The 19,245-nt window shown below is 52.4% G+C and carries 18 protein-coding genes and 1 tRNA gene; 17 read left to right on the top strand and 2 right to left on the bottom strand.

The annotated features are described in order from the left end of the window. Positions 1-45: 45 nt before the first annotated feature. The 5 genes from fucO to QTL79_RS13280 all read left to right on the top strand — a co-directional run bounded on the left by fucO (position 46) and on the right by QTL79_RS13280 (position 4,791). Positions 46-1,203, top strand: a complete 1,158-nt coding sequence (fucO, locus tag QTL79_RS13300) for a lactaldehyde reductase (protein WP_346355458.1) — start codon at positions 46-48, stop codon at positions 1,201-1,203. A gap of 166 nt (positions 1,204-1,369) precedes the next feature. Then, complete coding sequence (locus QTL79_RS13295; protein WP_346355457.1) at positions 1,370-2,239, top strand: pyridoxamine kinase; 870 nt, start codon at positions 1,370-1,372, stop codon at positions 2,237-2,239. Positions 2,240-2,244: 5 nt separating this feature from the next. Beyond that, positions 2,245-2,769, top strand: coding sequence for an ECF transporter S component (locus QTL79_RS13290; RefSeq protein ID WP_346355456.1), 525 nt, complete (start codon positions 2,245-2,247; stop codon positions 2,767-2,769). Between the two features lie 170 nt (positions 2,770-2,939). Next, the gene (gene murI, locus QTL79_RS13285) at positions 2,940-3,833 is read left to right on the top strand and encodes a glutamate racemase (protein WP_346355455.1); all 894 of its coding nucleotides are present in this window, start codon (positions 2,940-2,942) and stop codon (positions 3,831-3,833) included. 52 nt (positions 3,834-3,885) lie between these two features. Further along, complete coding sequence (locus tag QTL79_RS13280; protein ID WP_346355454.1) at positions 3,886-4,791, top strand: LysR family transcriptional regulator; 906 nt, start codon at positions 3,886-3,888, stop codon at positions 4,789-4,791. A 47-nt stretch (positions 4,792-4,838) separates the two neighbouring features. Here QTL79_RS13280 and QTL79_RS13275 read toward each other — a convergent pair whose 3' ends face one another. Beyond that, positions 4,839-5,996, bottom strand: a complete 1,158-nt coding sequence (locus QTL79_RS13275) for an ABC transporter substrate-binding protein (protein ID WP_346355453.1) — start codon at positions 5,994-5,996, stop codon at positions 4,839-4,841. A 137-nt stretch (positions 5,997-6,133) separates the two neighbouring features. On the opposite strand from QTL79_RS13275, the gene QTL79_RS13270 reads away from it, so the two are divergent. The 10 genes from QTL79_RS13270 (at position 6,134) to QTL79_RS13225 (ending at position 16,046) form a co-directional block, all read left to right on the top strand. Then, on the top strand, positions 6,134-6,772 hold the full coding sequence (locus tag QTL79_RS13270; RefSeq protein ID WP_346355452.1) for a YczE/YyaS/YitT family protein: 639 nt from the start codon (positions 6,134-6,136) through the stop codon (positions 6,770-6,772). A 74-nt stretch (positions 6,773-6,846) separates the two neighbouring features. Continuing rightward, positions 6,847-8,076: an aminopeptidase gene (locus tag QTL79_RS13265; protein ID WP_346355451.1), complete on the top strand. Its 1,230-nt coding sequence runs from the start codon at positions 6,847-6,849 to the stop codon at positions 8,074-8,076. Between the two features lie 25 nt (positions 8,077-8,101). After that, the gene (locus QTL79_RS13260; protein WP_346355450.1) at positions 8,102-9,382 is read left to right on the top strand and encodes an SH3 domain-containing protein; all 1,281 of its coding nucleotides are present in this window, start codon (positions 8,102-8,104) and stop codon (positions 9,380-9,382) included. A gap of 261 nt (positions 9,383-9,643) precedes the next feature. After that, positions 9,644-11,695, top strand: coding sequence for a formate dehydrogenase subunit alpha (fdhF, locus tag QTL79_RS13255; protein WP_346355449.1), 2,052 nt, complete (start codon positions 9,644-9,646; stop codon positions 11,693-11,695). A gap of 161 nt (positions 11,696-11,856) precedes the next feature. Further along, positions 11,857-12,510: a molybdenum cofactor guanylyltransferase gene (mobA, locus tag QTL79_RS13250; RefSeq protein ID WP_346355448.1), complete on the top strand. Its 654-nt coding sequence runs from the start codon at positions 11,857-11,859 to the stop codon at positions 12,508-12,510. Next, on the top strand, positions 12,507-13,094 hold the full coding sequence (locus QTL79_RS13245; RefSeq protein ID WP_346355447.1) for a 4Fe-4S dicluster domain-containing protein: 588 nt from the start codon (positions 12,507-12,509) through the stop codon (positions 13,092-13,094). The genes mobA and QTL79_RS13245 overlap by 4 nt, the downstream gene beginning before the upstream one ends. A 12-nt stretch (positions 13,095-13,106) precedes the next feature. Next, positions 13,107-14,492 (top strand): [FeFe] hydrogenase, group A, encoded by a 1,386-nt coding sequence (locus QTL79_RS13240; protein WP_346355446.1) that lies wholly within the window; start codon positions 13,107-13,109, stop codon positions 14,490-14,492. Beyond that, entirely contained in the window at positions 14,489-15,043 is a 555-nt protein-coding gene (locus QTL79_RS13235) for a 4Fe-4S dicluster domain-containing protein (protein WP_346355445.1), read from the top strand. The genes QTL79_RS13240 and QTL79_RS13235 overlap by 4 nt, the downstream gene beginning before the upstream one ends. 37 nt (positions 15,044-15,080) lie before the next feature. Continuing rightward, positions 15,081-15,896 carry a formate dehydrogenase accessory sulfurtransferase FdhD gene (gene fdhD / locus QTL79_RS13230; protein WP_346355444.1) on the top strand — a complete coding sequence of 272 codons (816 nt, stop codon included), beginning with the start codon at positions 15,081-15,083 and terminating at the stop codon, positions 15,894-15,896. Positions 15,897-15,970: 74 nt separating this feature from the next. Further along, a tRNA-Ala gene (locus tag QTL79_RS13225) sits at positions 15,971-16,046 on the top strand. A gap of 339 nt (positions 16,047-16,385) precedes the next feature. Here QTL79_RS13225 and QTL79_RS13220 read toward each other — a convergent pair. Next, on the bottom strand, positions 16,386-16,976 hold the full coding sequence (locus QTL79_RS13220) for a TetR/AcrR family transcriptional regulator (RefSeq protein ID WP_346355443.1): 591 nt from the start codon (positions 16,974-16,976) through the stop codon (positions 16,386-16,388). A gap of 271 nt (positions 16,977-17,247) precedes the next feature. On the opposite strand from QTL79_RS13220, the gene QTL79_RS13215 reads away from it, so the two are divergent. Both QTL79_RS13215 and tnpA read left to right on the top strand, forming a co-directional pair. Further along, complete coding sequence (locus tag QTL79_RS13215) at positions 17,248-18,201, top strand: EF-hand domain-containing protein (RefSeq protein WP_346355442.1); 954 nt, start codon at positions 17,248-17,250, stop codon at positions 18,199-18,201. A gap of 532 nt (positions 18,202-18,733) precedes the next feature. Beyond that, positions 18,734-19,204 carry an IS200/IS605 family transposase gene (gene tnpA, locus QTL79_RS13210; protein WP_346353254.1) on the top strand — a complete coding sequence of 157 codons (471 nt, stop codon included), beginning with the start codon at positions 18,734-18,736 and terminating at the stop codon, positions 19,202-19,204. Positions 19,205-19,245: the final 41 nt, after the last annotated feature.

Here is a 19,245-nt window from a genome sequence, read left to right as displayed (position 1 = left end):
CTTCGTGCCTTTGCTCTAAAAAAATAAACTGGGGAGGGTTTTTTCATGGCTAATCGGATCGTATTGAATGAAACCTCGTATTTCGGACCAGGAGCAATCAGCGTGATTCCAGAGGAGGTAAATAAACGCGGCTTCAAAAAAGCGCTTATTGTCTCCGATAAAGATTTAGTGAAGTGCGGCGTCGTGAAAAAAGTATCCGATATGTTGGTTAATGGCAAGATTCCTTTTGAAATTTATGACAGCGTCAAGCAAAATCCGACGATTGCCAATGTACAAAATGGCGTGATGGCATATCGTGATGCCAAAGCGGATTTTATTGTGGCGATCGGCGGCGGTTCTTCGATCGATACAGCCAAAGCCGTCGGTATCATCATCAATAATCCGGAATTTAGCGATGTGAAGTCGCTGGAAGGCGTTGCCGACACTAAAGCGAAAAGCGTGCCGATTATTGCGGTGCCGACTACGGCAGGTACCGCTGCTGAAGTGACGATCAACTATGTGATCACCGACGAAGAAGCGGTAAAGAAGATGGTCTGCGTCGATCCGCATGATATTCCGATCATGGCGGTGGTCGACCCCGAACTGATGACCAGCATGCCCAAAGGCCTTACTGCCGCGACAGGTATGGATGCGCTGACGCATGCCATTGAAGGCTATATCACCAAAGGCGCCTGGGAAATGACCGATATGTTCCACCTGAAATCCATTGCCTTGATTGCTCGTTATCTGCCGCAGGCGGTTGCTGAACCGGCTGGCATTGAAGGACGTCAAGGTATGGCGCTCGGACAATACATCGCCGGCATGGGCTTTTCTAATGTAGGACTCGGCATCGTGCATTCGATGGCGCATCCGCTGGGCGCGTTTTACGACACGCCGCATGGCGTGGCTAATGCTCTGCTGCTGCCTTATGTCATGGATTACAATGCAGCGGCCAGCGGCGATAAGTATCGTGAAATCGCGCGTGCGATGGGCGTGACCGGGGTCGACCAAATGGATCAGGTTGCTTATCGCAAAGCAGCGGTTGAGGCGGTCGTGAAGTTATCGAAGCAAGTCGGCATTCCGCAACGCTTGCATGAAATTGGCGTCAAAGAAGAAGACTTGCCGCAACTGGCAAAATCCGCTTTTGCCGATGTCTGTACACCGGGCAATCCAAGAGATACAAGCGTGGAAGAAATCTTAGGCATCTACCAGACCGCGTTTTAAGCAAAAAAGAAAAATCCGCCGGACAGCAAATGCTGCACGGCGGATTTTTTTCTAAACAAACTGGTCGGATATAAAAAAGAAAAACTGTCCCTTGACGACAGGCCGGATTAGGAGTACATTCAAAGTGGTAGTTTGCGATAATCGGCTCGTTCAAGGGAGATTGACAATGAAGAAAACTGTAGTACCTCGGGTGGCGGCTGTACATGACCTCTCCTGCGTCGGACGCTGCTCGTTGACGGTAATCATGCCGCTGCTCTCCGCGATGGGGGTTCAGGTCTGTCCGTTGCCTACGGCGGTATTAAGTTCCCATTTGGGCGGTTTTAAAGAAATGGCATTCTGTGATTTTACCGAACAGATGCCGTCGTTTTATGAACATTGGAAAAAAGAAGGCATTCTATTTGATTGCATTTACAGCGGTTTTGTTGCATCGCAGCAGCAGATGGGCGTTGTACAAAACTTTATTGATGCTTTTTCCGCCAACCGGCCGCTGGTACTGGTTGACCCGGTGATGGGCGATGAGGGGAAGCTGTATTCGACTTATACGCCTGCGATGCAGGAAGCGATGAAGATCCTGGTCAGCAAGGCCGACGTCATTACGCCGAATTATACGGAAGCCTGCTTTTTGCTGGGCGAAACGTACGATGAAGCGACGCAGGAACCGCAGCGAATGCAGGAATGGCTGCTGCGGCTGGCGGAGTTTGGCCCGGAAAAGGTCGTCATGACGGGAATCGCGATGCCGGAAGACGTTTTATTGAATATGGGCTATGACAAGAGTACGGCAACACATTGGCAGGTGAGCGCCAAACGGATTCCGGTGCGTTATCCGGGAACCGGCGATGCGTTTGCCAGCGTCTTGGCAGGCGCGCTTTTAAATGGCGATGACTTGCCGACGGCAATGCAGCGGGCAACCGATTTTGTTTCACTGGCGGTCGGCGTTACCTACGCTGCCGGAACGCCGCAACGCGAAGGGGTCTTATTGGAGAAAGTTTTACCTTTTCTCTATAGAGAAGAGAAAAGCAAAGGGTATGAGGAGTGATTGCTATGACGGATAAACGCAGTTTTACGGTGCGTGACATGACTTATGTAGGAATTTTGGCGGCGCTGTGCATTGCAGGGACGATGATAAAAATTCCGCTCGGCACGGGAGCGATGGTGCATTTGGGTACGGCTGTCGTCTTTACGAGCGGGATTCTCTTCGGCGGCGTATATGCCGGTTTGGCAGCGGCGATCGGTTCGGCGTTCTTTGATCTGTTGATGGGTTTTTCGCCGTATACGGTATGGTCGTTTGTCATCAAAGGCGGCGCCGGCCTGATTGTCGGCACGGTTGCCAAAGGATTGTGGCCGGAAAGCTCCGGCAGCAATGAGAAATGGCTGCTGCGCGCGGTGTTTGGATGTTTGTTGGCTGCTGCCTGGACGCTGGGCGGTTATGTGGCTGCTTGGACGCAGGTTATCGGCAGTTTCACTGTCGCGCTTGGCAATATGCCGGCATCGCTCTTAACGTCGACCGCCGGCTTCATCGTTGCGATGGCGCTGGCGCCAAAACTGCGCAAGGCCATTAAGCGTTAACTGACGTAAAGCCGCTTCACCGGAAGGTGGGGCGGCTTTTTTGCGTACATATAGAATTTTATGATTAGCAAGATAGGCGATAACGATTTCCTCTTTTGCCAAGAGCGTACTACCATGGAAGTAGCAAGAAACCATGCGCAGGGGCTGCAAAACGAAATGGGGGAATTGAGATGAAAGTCAATCTGCCAATCGGCATTTTTGACTCCGGCATCGGCGGGCTTACTGTTTACGAAAAGTTGCGCCAGCGGATGCCAAAAGAGGACATCATTTATTTCGGCGATACCGGACGTGCTCCTTACGGCGCGAGGCCGGAGGCTGAGATCAGGCTGTTTGTTGACGGCATTATGCGGTTGATGTCCTTATTCGGCATTAAACTGGGCGTCGTCGCCTGCAACACGATCACGGTGCTGGGAACGGAAAAAATGAGTGAACGGTATAATTTTGACTTGGTCGGCAACAGCAGCGGAACGCTGGCTGCGCTATCGGCCAGCCGGACTAAGCGCATCGGTGTTTTGGCGACGGAGAACACGATCGCCAACGGCATGCATAAGCGGGAAATTTTGCGGCACAATCCGGAGGCGAAGGTGTTTTGCCAGGCTTGTCCGTCGCTCGCGCCGCTCGTTGAAGCGGGCGACTTGTCGGGCATCCGGCTGCGTCATGATTTACGTCGCTATTTGCTGCCGCTGCGTAAAGCAAAGGTGGATACGGTCATTCTTGGCTGCACGCATTATCCGTATTTGACGCCGCTGATCCAGGAAATGCTCGGCGCAGAGGTTACGCTGATCGATCCGGCCGATGAAACGGCGAGTCGGGTCGAAGCGTATTTGCAGCAGAACAAGCTGGTTAATGAGGACGGCCATGGTGAAAGCTCATTCTATTTTTCGGCAAAAGCGGAGCAGGCGAAAATAATAGCGCAGCAGTTATTTGATGCACGCATGGCTACTTTTGCGCAGATTGAATTGGCTGAGTTAGAAAGTTTTTGTCGGCAGCCTGTGCTGCGTAAAGTATTGGCGCAGCACTTTGACGCTACGCAGAGCAGGGAATTGTTGCAACAAGTGGAATAGAAAATAAAGACAGGAAAGGCGAGTGATGAAAAAAGAAAGGCGGAATGCGTGGTTGGACATACAACTTTTTCAAACGTTTCTCAAAGTAGCTGCGCTGGAGAACATCAGCCAGGCCGCGGAGCAGATGAATTTTACGCAGCCGACTGTTACCGCGCAGATTCAAACGCTGGAACGATATTTTGAAGTGCAGTTGTTCGAACGAATCGGCAAGCGGATTTTTTTGACGGAGGCGGGACATCGGATGGTGCTCTGTGCGGAACGGATGCTGCAGGAGTTGGCTGCTGTTGGTCAGGAAATGGAAGCGTTTAAAAAAACGCGCCATCATCTGTCAATCGGCATATCGACGCAAATGATCAATCATCTCTTGCCGCCGATTTTGGGTAAGGTGCAAAGCTGCGTGCCGGGAATTCGCGTCAGCATTGAAGTGTGCAAAAATGCGACAGAAGTGATAGGGCAGCTGCTCGCCAATCAGATTGATCTGGGCATTATTCACGGCGAGCAGGTCAATGCACAGGTGGTCGGCTATAATATCCTGCGTGAGCCGATTGCCTGGGTCGTTGAAACGAAACTGCATGCGCAATACGGTAAGAGCAGCCAGGTGTTGGACTATCCGATCATCAACTTCACCCGACCCGGCAGCGTGTTTCGCGCGAATTTTGATGCGGTGATGAAGGATGCAACTTTCGTGTCGGAAATTGAATTCAGCGATTCGGAAGCGGTCAAACAAGCGGCGCTGAACGGACTTGGCGCGGCCTATCTGCCAAAGGCGCTGTTGCATGAACCGATTGCCAGCGGAGCGCTGCAAGTCTTGCAAGGCCCGGCAATGCATCTGCCGATCTCGGTTGTCCTGCACAAGAACAAGCAAATCACGCCAGCGCTGCGCGGCTTTCTCGGCGTGGTCGCCGATTTGCCGGATGTGGATCCGCGGCTGTGTTCTTTTCTTGCGGCGTTAGAGTGAAAAAAGAGACTGGCGCTCCAATCGAGCTTCAGTCTCTTTTGCTTGTGCTACGGTTGCGTACCTACGCGTTCCAGAAAATGACCCTTGCCGTTGCGTAGTTCAATGATTAATGCGCTTTGTTTACCATTATGCTGTTCGTCCATGCGGATCGGGCCGGAAACGACGCGCAAATCGCTTGTCGTTTCCAGCGCGCGGCGCAGGTCGGCTTGCGTTCTCTGTCCGCCGCTGCGCGCGATCGCGTCAAAGAGCAAGCAGGCAGCGTCATAGGCAAGGACGGCGCTTTGCGTCATCTCGACATTCGGTGCGAAGGCGTGAAAGCGTTTGGCAAATTCTTGCACTGCCGGAGTTCCTTCATCCGAGGCGAAATGAGTCGAGTAGTAGGCGTTATTTAAAAATTCGGCTTTGAGCAAAGGACGGAGCAGGCCTTCTTCCCAACTGTCAGCGCCTAAAATGGGGCCGCTGTAACCGCGACTGCGTACTTCATCGATGATTTTTGCCACTTCGGGATGAAAGCCGGGCAGAAAGATCACATCCGGCTTGCGGGAAAGGAGTGTTTCGGCCTGCACGGTAAAGTCGGTTCCGTTCGGCTTGTAGCCGTCCTTAAAGACGACCTGGCCTCCTTCTTTGAAAAAGGAGCGTTCGAAATAAGTGGAGAGGGCATTGGAATAATAAGCAGTGTCATCGATTAACGTTGCGGCGCGTTTCGCTGGCAGGCGCGCGGCGAATTGCCCCATGACCGTGCCCTGAAAGAGATCGTTAAAACAGATGCGGAAGGCGAATGGCTTGGTGCGTCCGTTGTCGTCCACAGTAACCCTGGGGTTGGTGGCCCAGGTTGCGATGAAAGGAATCTGATGCGCTTCGGCCAAAGGATTGATGGCGATGCCCATCGCAGAGAAATTCGGACCGATCACGCCGAGCAGCCCCTCGTTTTGCGCTAAAGCGGCGAATGCTTTCACCGCCTCGCCTTCTTCTGATTTCGTGTCGCCGATCAAAAGACGAATCGGTCGTCCGCCGATGCCTCCGGCTGCATTTTGCTCGGCTACCGCCATTTCGACGCCTTTGATGGCGGGCAAGCCGAATTCGGCATACTTGCCGTTTTGCTCAAAGAGTGCGCCGATCAAAAGCGGCGCAGGCGGAGTTGGCGGCGTTTGTGATGCGCAGCCGCAAAAGAAGAGGAGACTAAAGCAGAGTAATAAAAAGCGCATGGCGCTACCACCTTTGCAATGAAATACTGACTTTATTCGCGCGTCGCCAAGGTAAATCCTTCCAAAAAGTGGCGGGCGTGCAAAAGTTGTGATATTCTTGAACACAGAGACGGAACGCAGATGGGAAGTGACGCAAGATGCGGCAGCGCTTGGGGAATTTATTTTTTGGTTTGTTTTTATATGGCTTGGGAATCGTCGTGACGCTGCGCAGCAATTTGGGAACTACGCCATGGGACGCATTGCATGCGGCGTTGACGGCTTATATTCCGCTCACGATGGGCCAGATCGGACAGGTCACCGGCCTGATTATTATTCTTTTGAGTATGCTGATCGGCATGCAGCCGGGGTGGGGAACGCTTGCGAATATGTACTTTATCGGCGTGTTCATCGACTTTTTTCTCGGACAGTCCTGGCTCAGTGCGCCGGATACTTTTTGGTGGCAGCTGGCGATGCTGCTCGGCGGCGTGTGGATCATCGGCTGGGCCAGTTATTTTTATATGGTCGCTGCGCTAGGCGCCGGGCCGCGTGACAGTTTCATGGTCGGTGCGGTACGCAAAAGCGGTTGGCCGGTCTGGAAAATCCGCACCGCAATCGAGGGCAGCGTCGCGCTGAGCGCGTATGCGCTGGGCGGTCCGGTCGGAATCGGCACAGTCATCATTGCACTGACGCTGGGTCCGGCGATCCAGTTTTCTTTTCGCCTGATGGGCAAACGGGCGCAGGACATCGAACATGAGGGCTGGAAACCGGACTGGCGGAAGAAGACGGGGAGCGCCTAAAAAAAGCGGCAGGGATTTGACGATGGAATCTTGTATTTACTTATTATGAGAGACAAAAGAAGGGATGAAGAAATATGGAACAGGAATTGATGAAAAAATATGCCCGGCTGATCGTAAAGACCGGGGTTAATGTGCAGAAAGATCAGACGCTGATTATCGTTTCGCCGATCGAGTGCGCTCCGTTTGCCAGAGCGATGGCGGAAGTGGCGTATCAGACAGGCGCACGCGATGTAGTAATCAGCTGGCGCGATGAACTGTTCGCCAAACTGCGTTATCAAATGGGGCCGGATGAAATTTTTGATGAGTTTCCCGCATGGCAGAAAGACATGTTTGTCAATTTGACGCGCCAGGGAGCAGGCGTGATCAGCATTGCAGCCTCCGATCCCGAACTGCTGAAGGATGTCGATCCGGATCGCGTGGCGCGTGCGATGAAAGCCAGTACGAGTGCGCTCAAGGAATATCGTGAGCGGATGATGGCGCACCGCAACACCTGGTGCGTCGTTTCGATGCCAACCAAGGCGTGGGCGGCCAAAGTGTTTCCGCAGCTTGATGAAGAGGCGGCGCTCGAAAAATTATGGCAGGCGATTTATCAAGCGGTGCGGGTGAACGAAGCTGATCCGGTCGCGGCCTGGCAGCAGCATCAGGCGAAGCTGCAAGCGGCGATGGATTTCATGAATGGACACACTTTTCGCTATCTGAAATATAAGAACGGACTGGGAACGGACCTGACGATCGAACTGCCGAAAGAGCATCTCTGGTTGGGCGGTTCCGAGCGCACACCGGGCGGCGTGGATTTTTTCGCCAACATGCCGACCGAAGAGATCTTCACGCTACCGCTGAAAAGCGGCATCAACGGAACCGTTTACAGCTCGAAACCGCTTAACTATCATGGCAACCTGATTGATCGCTTCTGCCTGACGTTCGAAGCAGGCAGGGTTGTTTCGTTCAGCGCCGAGCAGGGGTATGAAGTGCTGAAAAACCTCTTGGAAACCGACGAAGGCGCAAGCTTTATCGGCGAAGTGGCGCTGGTGCCTTTTGATTCGCCGATTTCGAACTCCGGCATCCTCTTTTACAATACGCTGTTCGACGAAAACGCCTCCTGTCATTTGGCGTTCGGCAAAGCGTATCCGATTTGCATCAAGGGCGGCGAAGGCCTGTCGCCTGAGGAACTGGCCGAACGCGGCGTCAATGATTCTTTGGTGCATGAAGATTTCATGGTCGGCACGGCTGATTTGTCGATTACCGGCATCACGGCCGATGGGACTGAAGTTCCGGTCTTCCGGCAAGGGAATTTTGCTTTTTAGAGCAAAGAAGTGAGGGGGAACAACGATGCGGTTCATAGTAATGTTAGTATTGGTTCTTGTCGGGCTGTCAAGCGGCGCGCAGGCGGCGACGGACGATAAGCAGGCGCTCGATTATTGGTTGGCGCGCGTGCCGGAGCGGGAGCAGGTGCTGATGAACGGTGCGGAGATTGCACAATATAATGAAGAGCTGCGCGGCAAGCAGCCGACGGTTGTTTATGATCTGCTCCGCTATCCATCGCAAGTGCCGGGAACGGCGTTGAAGCAGTGGCTGTCCGAATGCCAGATGCCGGAAGGCTACGTGAACGGCCAGCCGATGGCGAGCGAGTGGAAGCGGCAGGTGATGCTGCGGATCAATACGGACAAGGTTAAGCCGATGAACACGGTGGAATACGGTTTGATCACCGTACGCAGCCATGTCCGAGCGGTACCGACCGCGACGCCTATCTTTGAAAGCGCGACCGACAAGGAGTTTGACCAGAATCAAAGTACGATCCTTAATCCGGGCGAAGGCGTCGTGATCTTGCAGCGCAGTCCGGACGGCTTGTGGCTGTTCGTGCAAAGCGAAAATTACCGGGGCTGGCTGTCGGCGGATGTTGTCGCTGTAGCGTCGGATCGCAAAGTCTGGCAGGAGTATCTTGCGGCGGAACATTTCATCGTGGTTACCGGCAGCAAACTCTCTTTGACGTTGGACGGGCGGACGGTGCTTCTGGAAATGGGTAGTCAATTGCCGCTGGCGAAAAAAGAGGATGCATCCGTACACACGGTGCTGCTCCCGAAACGTGATGCGACGGGCGGCGTTATTTTTACTGAATACCGTTTAGCCGCGAATGCCGATGTGCAAGTCGGTTATCTGCCATACACCACTGAAAACGTATTGCGCCAAGCCTTCAAATTCAAAGGCCAGCCTTACGGCTGGGGCGGACTGAAGGACAGCGTCGATTGTTCGAGTCTGATCATGGATGTCTATCGCACGTTCGGCTTCAGACTGCCGCGCGATGCCGACCAACAGGAAGCGTCGATCGGGAAGAATTATCCGGTTGCTTCGTCCGGCGCGGCTGCCGTCTTGGATACGGTCAGATCCGGCAGCACGCTCTATATGCCGGGACATACCATGCTTTACTTGGGTAAGGCAGACGGGCTCTACTATGTGATCCATTCGCTCGGTTCCTCCGGAGCGCCTGACAAGTTTGGCAAGTATCAGCGCGTACCGGTGATGCAGGTGGTGGTCAGCGATCTCAGCTTGAAGCGAAAGACGGGACGTCCGTTTATCGACGGGCTGACGACGGTCAAGGAAATTATGCAGTAAAAAAGCGGTCTCAGGCGAACGACAGTGTTCGCTTGAGGCCATTTTTATGCAGCTAAATAAAGCAGGTCCAGTATGAAATGGCCGTCAGCGTCAGCGATTCAGCAAAGACAGTGCAGAAATGCGCTATTTCCGGCGTTAGAGGTGCGGAATCTGTTCGACAGCGGCGCAGGCAAAAGCTATAATTAAGACATTGTGAATAATTATAAAAAGTGGCGCTAACGATAGATGCCTGGTCACTCGAACCGGGCAGGAGGTTGAAAGATGAAACAGGTATTGACGGTCTGCCCATACTGCGGCACCGGTTGCACGCTCTACCTTCATGTTGAAGAGGAGCGGATTAAAAAAGTTACGGCCAATGATGCGCCGGACGCGGTGAACCAAGGCAAACTTTGTTCGAAAGGGCATTTTGGTTTTGACTTTGTGCATCACCGCGATCGTTTGACGACGCCGCTGATCCGAAAGAGCGGCAAACTGGTACCGGCCGGCTGGGCGGAAGCGCTCGGAATTGTCGCCGACAAAATAAAACAGGCAAAAGAAAAATATGGGCCGGACAGCATCGCGGGCTTCAGCTCCGCACGCTGTACAAACGAAGAAAACTATCTGATGCAAAAATTGATGCGCGCCGCAGTGGGAACGAATAATATCGACCACTGCGCCCGTCTCTGACACGCTCCAACCGTGGCCGGTCTGGCCACAGCATTCGGCAGCGGCGCAATGACCAACTCGATCAACGAACTTGATCGCTTGGGGCCGCAAGATGCCATGTTTGCCATTGGAACGAATACGACGGAATGCCATCCGCTGATTGGTCTCTTCATGCTGCGCGCCAAAGAACGGGGCGCCAAGCTCGTCGTTGCCGATCCGCGCGAGATCGATCTGACGCATGCCGCCGACGTTTGGCTGCGTCTAAAGCCGGGCACCGACGTTGCCCTCTTGAATGCGCTGGCGCAGGTGATTATTGCCGAAGGAATGGGCGATTGTGATTTTATCAAATCGCGTACGGAAAATTATCCGGCGTTTGCGGCGGCGGTGCAGGATTATACGCCGGAAATGGCGGAAACGATTACGACAGTACCGGCCGCAAAAATCAGAGAAGCCGCGCGCATCATCGGTCGCGCAGCCAATACCGCGGCGTACTATACAATGGGAATCACGCAGCATACCAGCGGCGTTGACAATGTTTTGGCGGTCGCGAATCTGGCGCTGCTTACCGGCAACATCGGCAAGGTGAAGGCCGGCGTCAATCCGCTGCGCGGTCAAAACAATGTGCAGGGTTCCTGCGACATGGGCGCGCTGCCCAATGTGCTGCCCGGTTATCAACCGGTTCAGGATGAAGCGGTGCGGCAAAAGTTTGAACAGGCCTGGCAGGTTGAACTTTCACAGCGTTCTGGTCTGACGATACCGCAGGTACTGGAAGCGATCGAAGAAGAGAAGGTCAAAGTACTCTACGTGTTTGGCGAAAATCCGCTGCGCAGTGATCCTGACATCAATCATGTCCAGCATTGTCTGGAACATGTCGACTTTCTCGTAGTGCAGGACATTTTCCTGACGGAGACGGCCGAACTGGCGGACGTGGTTCTACCGGGTGCAAGCTTCGCGGAAAAAGAAGGCACATTCAGTAATACGGAACGCAAGGTGCAACTGCTGCGCCAGGCGATAGAGCCGATCGGCGACAGCCGCCCGGATTGGCGCATTCTTGCAGACTTGCTCACGGCGTTGGGGCGACCGGAAATTTATCGCTCGCCGAAGGATGTCTTCGATGAGATGCGGCGTCTGACGCCGAGCTATGCGGGGATTTCTTATCAGCGCCTAGCGGAAAAGGGGTTGCAATGGCCGTGTCCGAGCGAAGATCATCCCGGCACGCCGGTACTGCACATCGGCAGCTGCAACCGTGGTTTGGGGCGTTTTTCCGCAGTCGGACATCGTGATCCGGCGGAACTGCCGGATGCAGAATATCCGTTGATGCTGACGACCGGGCGGGTCGTGGCGCATTATCACACCGGCACGATGACGCGACGCAGCTGGGGCTTGAATGGTACGCATCCGAAGGAAGCGCTGGAAATCAATCCTTTCGATGCCGCCGCGCTCGGATTGGAGGACGGCGATGCGATTCGAGTGACCAGCCGCCGCGGCGTTGTCGACACCGAAGCGCAAATCACCGATCGTGTGCCGCCGGGTCTGACGTTTATCACCTTTCACTTTACGGAAAGTCCCGGCAACCGTTTAACGAACAGCGCCGCCGACCCGGTGGCGGGTACGCCGGAGTTTAAAGTCTGCGCGGTGCGGGTGGAAAAACGTGCAATGGTGGTTTAGAGGAATGAAAAATAAGCGGTGACTTTGAAAAAAATTACAAAGGGGAACGTGAAGGCAGCAGATGAATATCTGCCACGCAAAAAAATATGCTTAGTGTTCTTTGTGTCTTTGTGGTGAAATTCGTTACTAAATCAGCGGCTAACAGGTGAGGGGGCGATACTATGCTGGAGCAGATTACGCCGATCGTGCTGGCGGGCGGAAGAAGCAGCCGTATGGGGCGGGATAAATCTTTCGTTTCATTGGCTGACCAACCTTTGATCGAACGGGTCTTGGACGGTTTGCGGCAAACCTTTTCGCGTCTGCCGCTCCTCGTCACCAACCGGCCGGACGAATATGCACATCTCGGCTTCACAATGGTCGGCGACAAGGTCGTTGGACAGGGGCCGCTTGGCGGCATTCATGCCGGACTCTGCTGGACGGAAACCGAGCTAAATTTTATCGTCGCCTGCGATATGCCGTTTTTACAGCCGGCTTTTATCCGCTATATGGCCGAGCAGGCGGTTGGCTATCAGGTGACGATGCCCAAAGACGGCGACGCCACGGAAGCGTTGCACGCCTTTTATACGAAGGATTGCATCACGCCGATTGAAGCGTGTCTGGCTGCCGGGGGAAAGCGCAGGATCATCGATTTTTTGCCGCAAGTGAAGGTGCGTTATATTGAAAAGGCGGAATATGAGCCATACCACTGGGCGCAGCAGCCATTTTTTAACGTGAACAATGGCGAGGATTTGCTGGCGGCGCAGCGTTTGCTGCTTAAGCGCGAAAAATCCTGGGGCGAACAAAAAAAGCAAGAAGAGAAAGAGGCGTCGTCATGAGCAATTCGTTAAACTCCTTTGTCATTGCCGATCCGAACAAATGCATCGGCTGCAAAGTGTGCGAGCTGGCCTGCGCTGCAGCGCATGCAACTTATCAGGGGAAAACCGTCGGTTGCGTAACGGAACCGCTGCTGCCGAAACTATATTTGGTTCATACGGCGGAAGTCACGATGCCGGTGCAATGCCGCCATTGCGAAGATGCGCCCTGCGCCAATGTCTGCTCGGTCGCGGCGATCCGGCAAGCCAAGAATGCGATCGTCATCGACGAGGAGCGTTGCATGGGCTGCAAGACCTGCATGCTGGCCTGTCCATTCGGCGCACTCGAAATGACGCCGCAATACCGCTATGGTGAAGTGGTGATGCAGGAGATTCTTAAAGAGGAAGCCGCTGACGGCTTACAGGAGAAAGAAAAACTGGTTGCCAGCAAATGCGACCTGTGTACGGAGCGGGTGACAGGGCCGGCTTGCGTGAACGCCTGTCCGGAACAGGCATTGACGCTGATCCGTCCGGCGGAAACGAAAAAACGGCGCAGCACCGAAGCGGCGCTGGCAACGCTTGACTCCATGAAAAAATTCCTAGGCTAAGAGAGGCGGTCAATGATGATGTCTTCCAGCATAATGATAGATCAAGAACTTTGTACCGGTTGCAGGCGCTGCGCGAAAGCGTGTCCGGTCGATGCGATTCAGGGAACGCAGGGCGAGCCACAACGGATTGACGAGAGCCGCTGCGTTTTGTGCGGGCAATGCGTCCAAACCTGCAGTGCGTTCGATTCGCTGTCAGCGGAAGAAACGATGCCGCGCAAGGAACGGCTGGCGCAGCGCGGCATGCCGCAAGGCGTTAAAGAACCGCTCTTTGCCGCGTATTGCCAAAGCGCTCTTGCAAAGGTCAAGGCGGCGCTGGCCGATGCCTCGCTCCATACTCTCGTGCAGTGCGCGCCTGCGGTGCGGGTGGCGATTGCCGAAGATTTCGGACTCGAACTGGGTTCGCTGACGCCGGGCAAACTGGTCGCCGGGCTAAGACGGCTCGGTTTCGACCGCGTCTACGACACGAATTTTGCCGCCGACCTGACGATCATGGAAGAAGGCAGCGAACTGCTGGCGCGTTTGCAAAACGGCGGCGTGTTGCCGATGTTCACATCCTGTTGTCCCGCCTGGGTCAAACATGTCGAACAGGAATACCCGCAGCTGATCCCGCATCTGTCGAGTTGCAAGTCGCCGCAGCAGATGGCGGGCGCGCTCTTTAAAACGTACGGTGCAAAAATTGACAACCTTGAGCCGCAGCAGGTGTACAGCGTGGCGATCATGCCCTGCACCTGCAAGCCGTATGAAGCGGCGCGCCCCGAACTCGCGAGCGAAGGCCGCCCCGATGTCGATGCGGTACTGACGACGCGCGAGCTCGCCTATCTCCTGAAAGAAGCGAAGATTGATTTTGCTGCGCTGCCCGATGAAGAAGGCGATGCGGCGCTCGGTTTGTATAGCGGCGCGGGACACATTTTCGGCGCGACCGGCGGCGTGATGGAAGCGGCGCTTCGCACAGCCTGGGAACTGGTGAACAAAAAGCCGCTCGACAAGCCGGAACTCGAATTCATTCGCGGCGGCGAAGGCATTCGCAGCGCAAGCCTTACGGTTGGCGGGCAGGAAGTCAAAGTAGCTATTGTGGCCGGACTGCAACATGCAAAACCTTTGCTCGAACAGGTCGCGGCCGGTAACGCCGACTATCATTTTATCGAGGTTATGACTTGCCCGGTCGGCTGCGTAAGCGGCGGCGGACAGCCGAAGGTTTTGTTGCCGGAAGATCGTGTGCTTGCCTACGCCAATCGCACGGCGGCGACGTATGGCCACGATGCGCAGCTGAAAACGCGCAAGTCGCATGAAAATCCGGCGATTCAGCAACTCTATAAAGAATTTCTCGGCGAACCGCTGGGGCATACGTCGCATCATCTGTTGCATACGACGTATACTGACCGGAGGAAACCGTCATGAACCGCTTCGTCGTAGCCAACCCGCGCCGCTGCATCGGCTGTAAGGCGTGTGAGATCGCCTGCGCGCTTGCGCATCTCAGCGTTGACGTGAATGCGGCCAATGAAAACGAGTTGCCGTTCATACCGCGCCTTTCGCTGGTGCGCGCCGCGCGGGTGACGATGCCGGTGCAATGCCGTCAATGCGAAGATGCGCCCTGCGCCAATGTCTGCAAGGAAGGTGCGATCGTTCAGAAAGACGGCTGCAACATCGTATATGATGAGCTTTGCATCGGCTGCAAGAAATGCATGGTCGTCTGCCCGTTTGGCGCGATTGACGTCAAGCCGCTGATCGTCAATGACAGGACGGTAGCGCAGCACGGTTTGCAGGCGGACGGTGCAGCGAAGGAAGTCTTCGTCACGCAAAAATGCGATTTATGCTTGGGGCGCAGCGAAGGCCCGGCCTGCGTAGCCATTTGCCCCGGCGACGCGTTTGTCATCGTCGATGACGAAATGCTGAAGGAAACAACCAAGAACAAACGCTTCGCGGCGGCGAAGGAGATCGGCAAGCTTTGAGAAGACGCTTTGCTCAGACGAGGAGGTGGCTGGTGCGGTGAAAAATAATAACCCGGATGTGCGCCAGCCGCTGGCGGTCGATTATCGCACGGCGCTGCGCATCACGAAACAGGGCGGCGTAAAAATCGATGCGCCAATTTCGGAAGAAATGCCGTTGACGCTGTATTTGAACGGCAAAGAAATCGTCACGATGCTCTGTACGCCGAGCGAAGAAGAAGAATTGGCGCTCGGCTTTGTTGTCTCGGAAGGCATGATCAAAGACAGCGCTGCGCTGACAAAGCTGACGCTTGACCGCGAACGGGGCATGATCTGGCTGGAGGCGGACGAAGTGAGACCGGAAGTTGCAGGCCGTTATCTGAAACGCTGCCTCTCGGCTTGCTGCGGTCGCGGCCGCGCGGAATTTTATTTTGCCAATGATGCTGCGGTCAGCAAACATGTCGAAAGTGAACTGTGCATCCAGCCCGACTTGGTGAACTACTATGCGCATGCGCTGGAAGCGTCCGCTGCCACGCATCAATTGACGCACGGCGTTCACTGCGGCGCAGTGGCCGCCGAAGGACGCTTTGTCGCTTACAGCGAAGATATCGGCCGTCACAACGTGTTTGACAAACTGTACGGGCGTTGCCTGAAAGAAAAGTTGACGATGCAAGACAAGGCGATCGTCTTCAGCGGTCGCGTCTCGTCGGAAATCCTGCTCAAGTTGAGCAAGATGTCCGTTCCCATCGTCATTGCCCGCTCCGTGCCGACCACGCTCGCGGTGGACTTGGCAGAGGAACTTGGCATCACGCTGATCGGCGCGGCAAAAGGAAACGGCTTTACCGTCTACAGCCATCGTCAGCGGATAACGGAATAAAAAAAGTTACCGCAGAGAGAAAAAAACTGTTAATTATTGAACCAATTAGTGGTATAATATGTAATGTAGGCAGTGGGGGCGTAGCTCAGCTGGGAGAGCGTTTGGCTCGCATTCAAAAGGTCAGGGGTTCGATCCCCCTCGTCTCCACCAAACTAAAAGTAAAGCTTCACAGCGTGGCTGTGAAGCTTTTTTATGTGTGTAGGTGTTTGTATATTACAAAGTATGTTAAGAGCTTTTTTGAATGCGCAACAAACTCTCTCGCAACGGAGTTACGTCTTATGCAAAGATGCTTTGCATATTCTTATGCGTGGGTCATTTGTAAAAAAAACAGATACTGTTCTAAGAGGGGGATTCTGGTGATTTTTTATTGCTAGGAGTTTTTCTTTTGAACAGTGATAGTGGTAATTAAAAGGATGACAACTTTAAAATATGCAAAGACCTATTTCCATTCACATTAGGGTGAGCAGGAAAAACGATGCCAAGAATCATTTATGTTTGAGCGATTGCGGTCAATTCGCTGGAAGTATCGATAAGTAACTTGCTGACTTCTAGCGATAATTCATTGAATGAAATAGGTAACTCGTTTTGAAACCAGAGTTGATACAAATGGACAATTCCTCCTGCAAAGAAATTTGCTCGAATGTAAAAACCCTGTGAGTTTTTAAGTGAATCGGGGATGTCACTATTCGATTCAAGATACTCTAGGAAAATTTTTCGAAGTTTAAATAAAAATTGTTCCGCACCTGGTGAACAAATAAGAATACGATAAAATTCCAAATCAGTTTCTAACCAGGCGGAAATTTTTGATAACAGGGGATAGGGGTCTTGAAAAAAATCGATATAATGAAAATCGCGCAAGACAAGGAGTGTTTTTTCAATGATCTCATTTTCAATCTGCTCGATAACGGCGCGCACATCTTGGTAGTGTGCGTAAAAAGTTCCACGATTAATGTTGGCGCGGACAATGACGTCGGTTACAGTGATTTTTTCCAATGGTTTCTCATTCATCAATTCGATAAAGGCTTGCCGAATCATATGACGTGAGCGAATAGCACTTTTGTATACTGCCTTTTTTCGCATATTTTTCTCCTGAAATCGAACAAAAAATTAAAATGTATCTATTTTTGTACAGATGAGGGAAATCTGTTGATTGTAGGTTTGCGTCAGAGTTATTATAATGCAATCAAAACCAAAATTCAACATGTGTCTGACTTTACGAAGTGTTGAGTGATGCAAAAAAAGAAGACTATTAAAGGAGGTGTTGTTATAAAAATTTTATCGGCTAATATCTCCATCAGTGGCAATACGAATATAGAAGTGTAAGTGAATGGAAAATAAAGGAGGAATCGTCATGCAGGTTACGTCAAACTATTCCGCCAGTTGGTTGTCAGCCATAAATAAGTTTAAAAGTCAGATGACAGCTGCGGAGAATAATTCGGCGGAAACATATTCGAAGTCATCCAGCACTTCTGACAGGGTGGCGGCAAAATCAAAAAGTGGAGGCAGCGAGACTAGTTATGAGAAAGATATGGAAATCTTTCTTGGATTAACGGGTGGGACAAGCGTGGTTTCTCAATCAACGACAGAAAACGATGCAAGCAGTTCTGTCAGCAAAAGTGATGTAGTCAGCTCTGCTAGAAAAGTCGCGCAAGACGCATATGCGAAGGCAGACACGGATGCGGATGGAAGCGTAAGCGAGAGTGAGTTCGTGTCGGGAACGCAAAATGTGGCGATGAAAGCATATGAGTATGCGGCATCAAGCGGGATGAATTTGCCGGTGAGTGAGAGCGATTTTGTCTCGGATGCCGGAAGTGTTGCACAAAAGGCCTATGCGAAGCTGGATACTAATGGCGATGGAAGCGTGGGCGAAAGCGAAGTTACAGCGGGCGCAGAAAGTATCGCCGGAAAAACGTATGACTACCTGACTTCAAACGATAGTAGCGCGATGATAAGTGAAGATGAAGTAATGTCTACAGTTGCGAAAGTCGCGCAAGACGCATATGCGAAGGCGGACACGGATGCGGATGGAAGTGTAAGCGAGAGTGAGTTCGTGTCGGGAACGCAAAATGTGGCGACGAAAGCATATGAGTATGCGGCATCAAGCGGGATGAATTTGCCGGTGAGTGAGAGCGATTTTGTCTCGGATGCCGGAAGTGTTGCACAAAAGGCCTATGCGAAGCTGGATACTAATGGCGATGGAAGCGTGAGCGAAAGCGAATTTGCGGCGGGCGCGCAAGATGTGGCGAAGAACGCGTATGAAACGGTGGGCATAACGCAGACATCAAGTCGCAAAATCACAGGATGAATAAGCGTTAGAGGATATGTTTAAAACGACAGCGTGGGGAAGGATTGCTTCTATTGCTGTCGTTTTATTTGTTTTGGGCAGCTTGCATACTTTTGATCCTTGCATTCAAAAGGTCAGGGGAACGATTTCCTCGTCTCCACCAAATGAATGACAAAACGCTTCATGATGAAAAATCAGGAGGCGTTTTTTAGTATCCGCAAGATAATCCGGTCATTTAACAAAATGATAATAAAAAATGTAAACAAAGAGAAAGGTTTTTTCGAAAGCGCAGAGAATAGTAATTGCAAGCGCAATCGCAGAGAAGCGGAGAAATTTCATAGCGCCAGAATGAACAAGGTTTACTTAAGCAGCGAAGCTTGACGCCTTTGTGCCGTATACGGGACAAAGGCGTCTTTTTTTGTATAAAGAAAACCACGCGCTAGGCGTGTGGTTCCGGAAAGCTTATAGCTATAAGTAGAAAAGAAAAGCCTCCTTTGCTAGAATAAATGCAGGTTTGCCGACCGCATAAACTAACAAAGGAGGAGTATCCAAAATGGATAACAGCAGTTTAGCACACACAAAATGGAAATGCAAATACCATATAGTTTTCGCACCGAAATACAGAAGACAAATCATATATGGGAAAATAAAAAGTGATATCGGAGTTATACTGAGAAAGCTATGCGAACATAAAGGTGTTGAAATTATAGAAGCAAGTGCTTGCCCGGATCACGTTCACATGTTGGTAAGCATACCGCCGAAAATAAGCGTGTCAAGTTTTGTGGGGTATCTAAAAGGAAAGAGTTCATTAATGATATTTGATAGGCATGCGAACTTGAAATATCGATATGGCAATCGACAGTTTTGGTGTAAAGGATACTATGTAGATACAGTAGGTCGAAATAAAAAAGCAATTGAAGAGTATATCAAAAATCAGTTAAAAGACGATGTGATCGCCGAGCAACTTACTTTGAAAGAGCTAGTTGACCCGTTCACGGGTGAGCCAGCAAAAAAGTCGAAATAAGACCCCTTTAGGGGTAGACTGAAAAGGCTATGCGGTTGGCG

It is taken from the genome of Azotosporobacter soli (assembly GCF_030542965.1).
Classification (GTDB): domain Bacteria; phylum Bacillota; class Negativicutes; order SG130; family SG130; genus Azotosporobacter; species Azotosporobacter soli.
This window is presented reverse-complemented; position numbering and strand designations above follow the sequence as displayed.

Coding starts and splice junctions, on each gene's coding strand:
- QTL79_RS13220 (WP_346355443.1), bottom strand. CDS start 16,976: ATGCGAAAAAAGGCAGTATACAAAAGTGCTATTCGCTCACGTCATATG.
- fucO (WP_346355458.1), top strand. CDS start 46: ATGGCTAATCGGATCGTATTGAATGAAACCTCGTATTTCGGACCAGGA.
- QTL79_RS13240 (WP_346355446.1), top strand. CDS start 13,107: ATGATGATGTCTTCCAGCATAATGATAGATCAAGAACTTTGTACCGGT.
- QTL79_RS13275 (WP_346355453.1), bottom strand. CDS start 5,996: ATGCGCTTTTTATTACTCTGCTTTAGTCTCCTCTTCTTTTGCGGCTGC.
- murI (WP_346355455.1), top strand. CDS start 2,940: ATGAAAGTCAATCTGCCAATCGGCATTTTTGACTCCGGCATCGGCGGG.
- QTL79_RS13290 (WP_346355456.1), top strand. CDS start 2,245: ATGACGGATAAACGCAGTTTTACGGTGCGTGACATGACTTATGTAGGA.
- mobA (WP_346355448.1), top strand. CDS start 11,857: ATGCTGGAGCAGATTACGCCGATCGTGCTGGCGGGCGGAAGAAGCAGC.
- QTL79_RS13265 (WP_346355451.1), top strand. CDS start 6,847: ATGGAACAGGAATTGATGAAAAAATATGCCCGGCTGATCGTAAAGACC.
- QTL79_RS13235 (WP_346355445.1), top strand. CDS start 14,489: ATGAACCGCTTCGTCGTAGCCAACCCGCGCCGCTGCATCGGCTGTAAG.
- QTL79_RS13215 (WP_346355442.1), top strand. CDS start 17,248: ATGCAGGTTACGTCAAACTATTCCGCCAGTTGGTTGTCAGCCATAAAT.
- QTL79_RS13245 (WP_346355447.1), top strand. CDS start 12,507: ATGAGCAATTCGTTAAACTCCTTTGTCATTGCCGATCCGAACAAATGC.
- QTL79_RS13270 (WP_346355452.1), top strand. CDS start 6,134: ATGCGGCAGCGCTTGGGGAATTTATTTTTTGGTTTGTTTTTATATGGC.
- QTL79_RS13295 (WP_346355457.1), top strand. CDS start 1,370: ATGAAGAAAACTGTAGTACCTCGGGTGGCGGCTGTACATGACCTCTCC.
- tnpA (WP_346353254.1), top strand. CDS start 18,734: ATGGATAACAGCAGTTTAGCACACACAAAATGGAAATGCAAATACCAT.
- QTL79_RS13260 (WP_346355450.1), top strand. CDS start 8,102: ATGCGGTTCATAGTAATGTTAGTATTGGTTCTTGTCGGGCTGTCAAGC.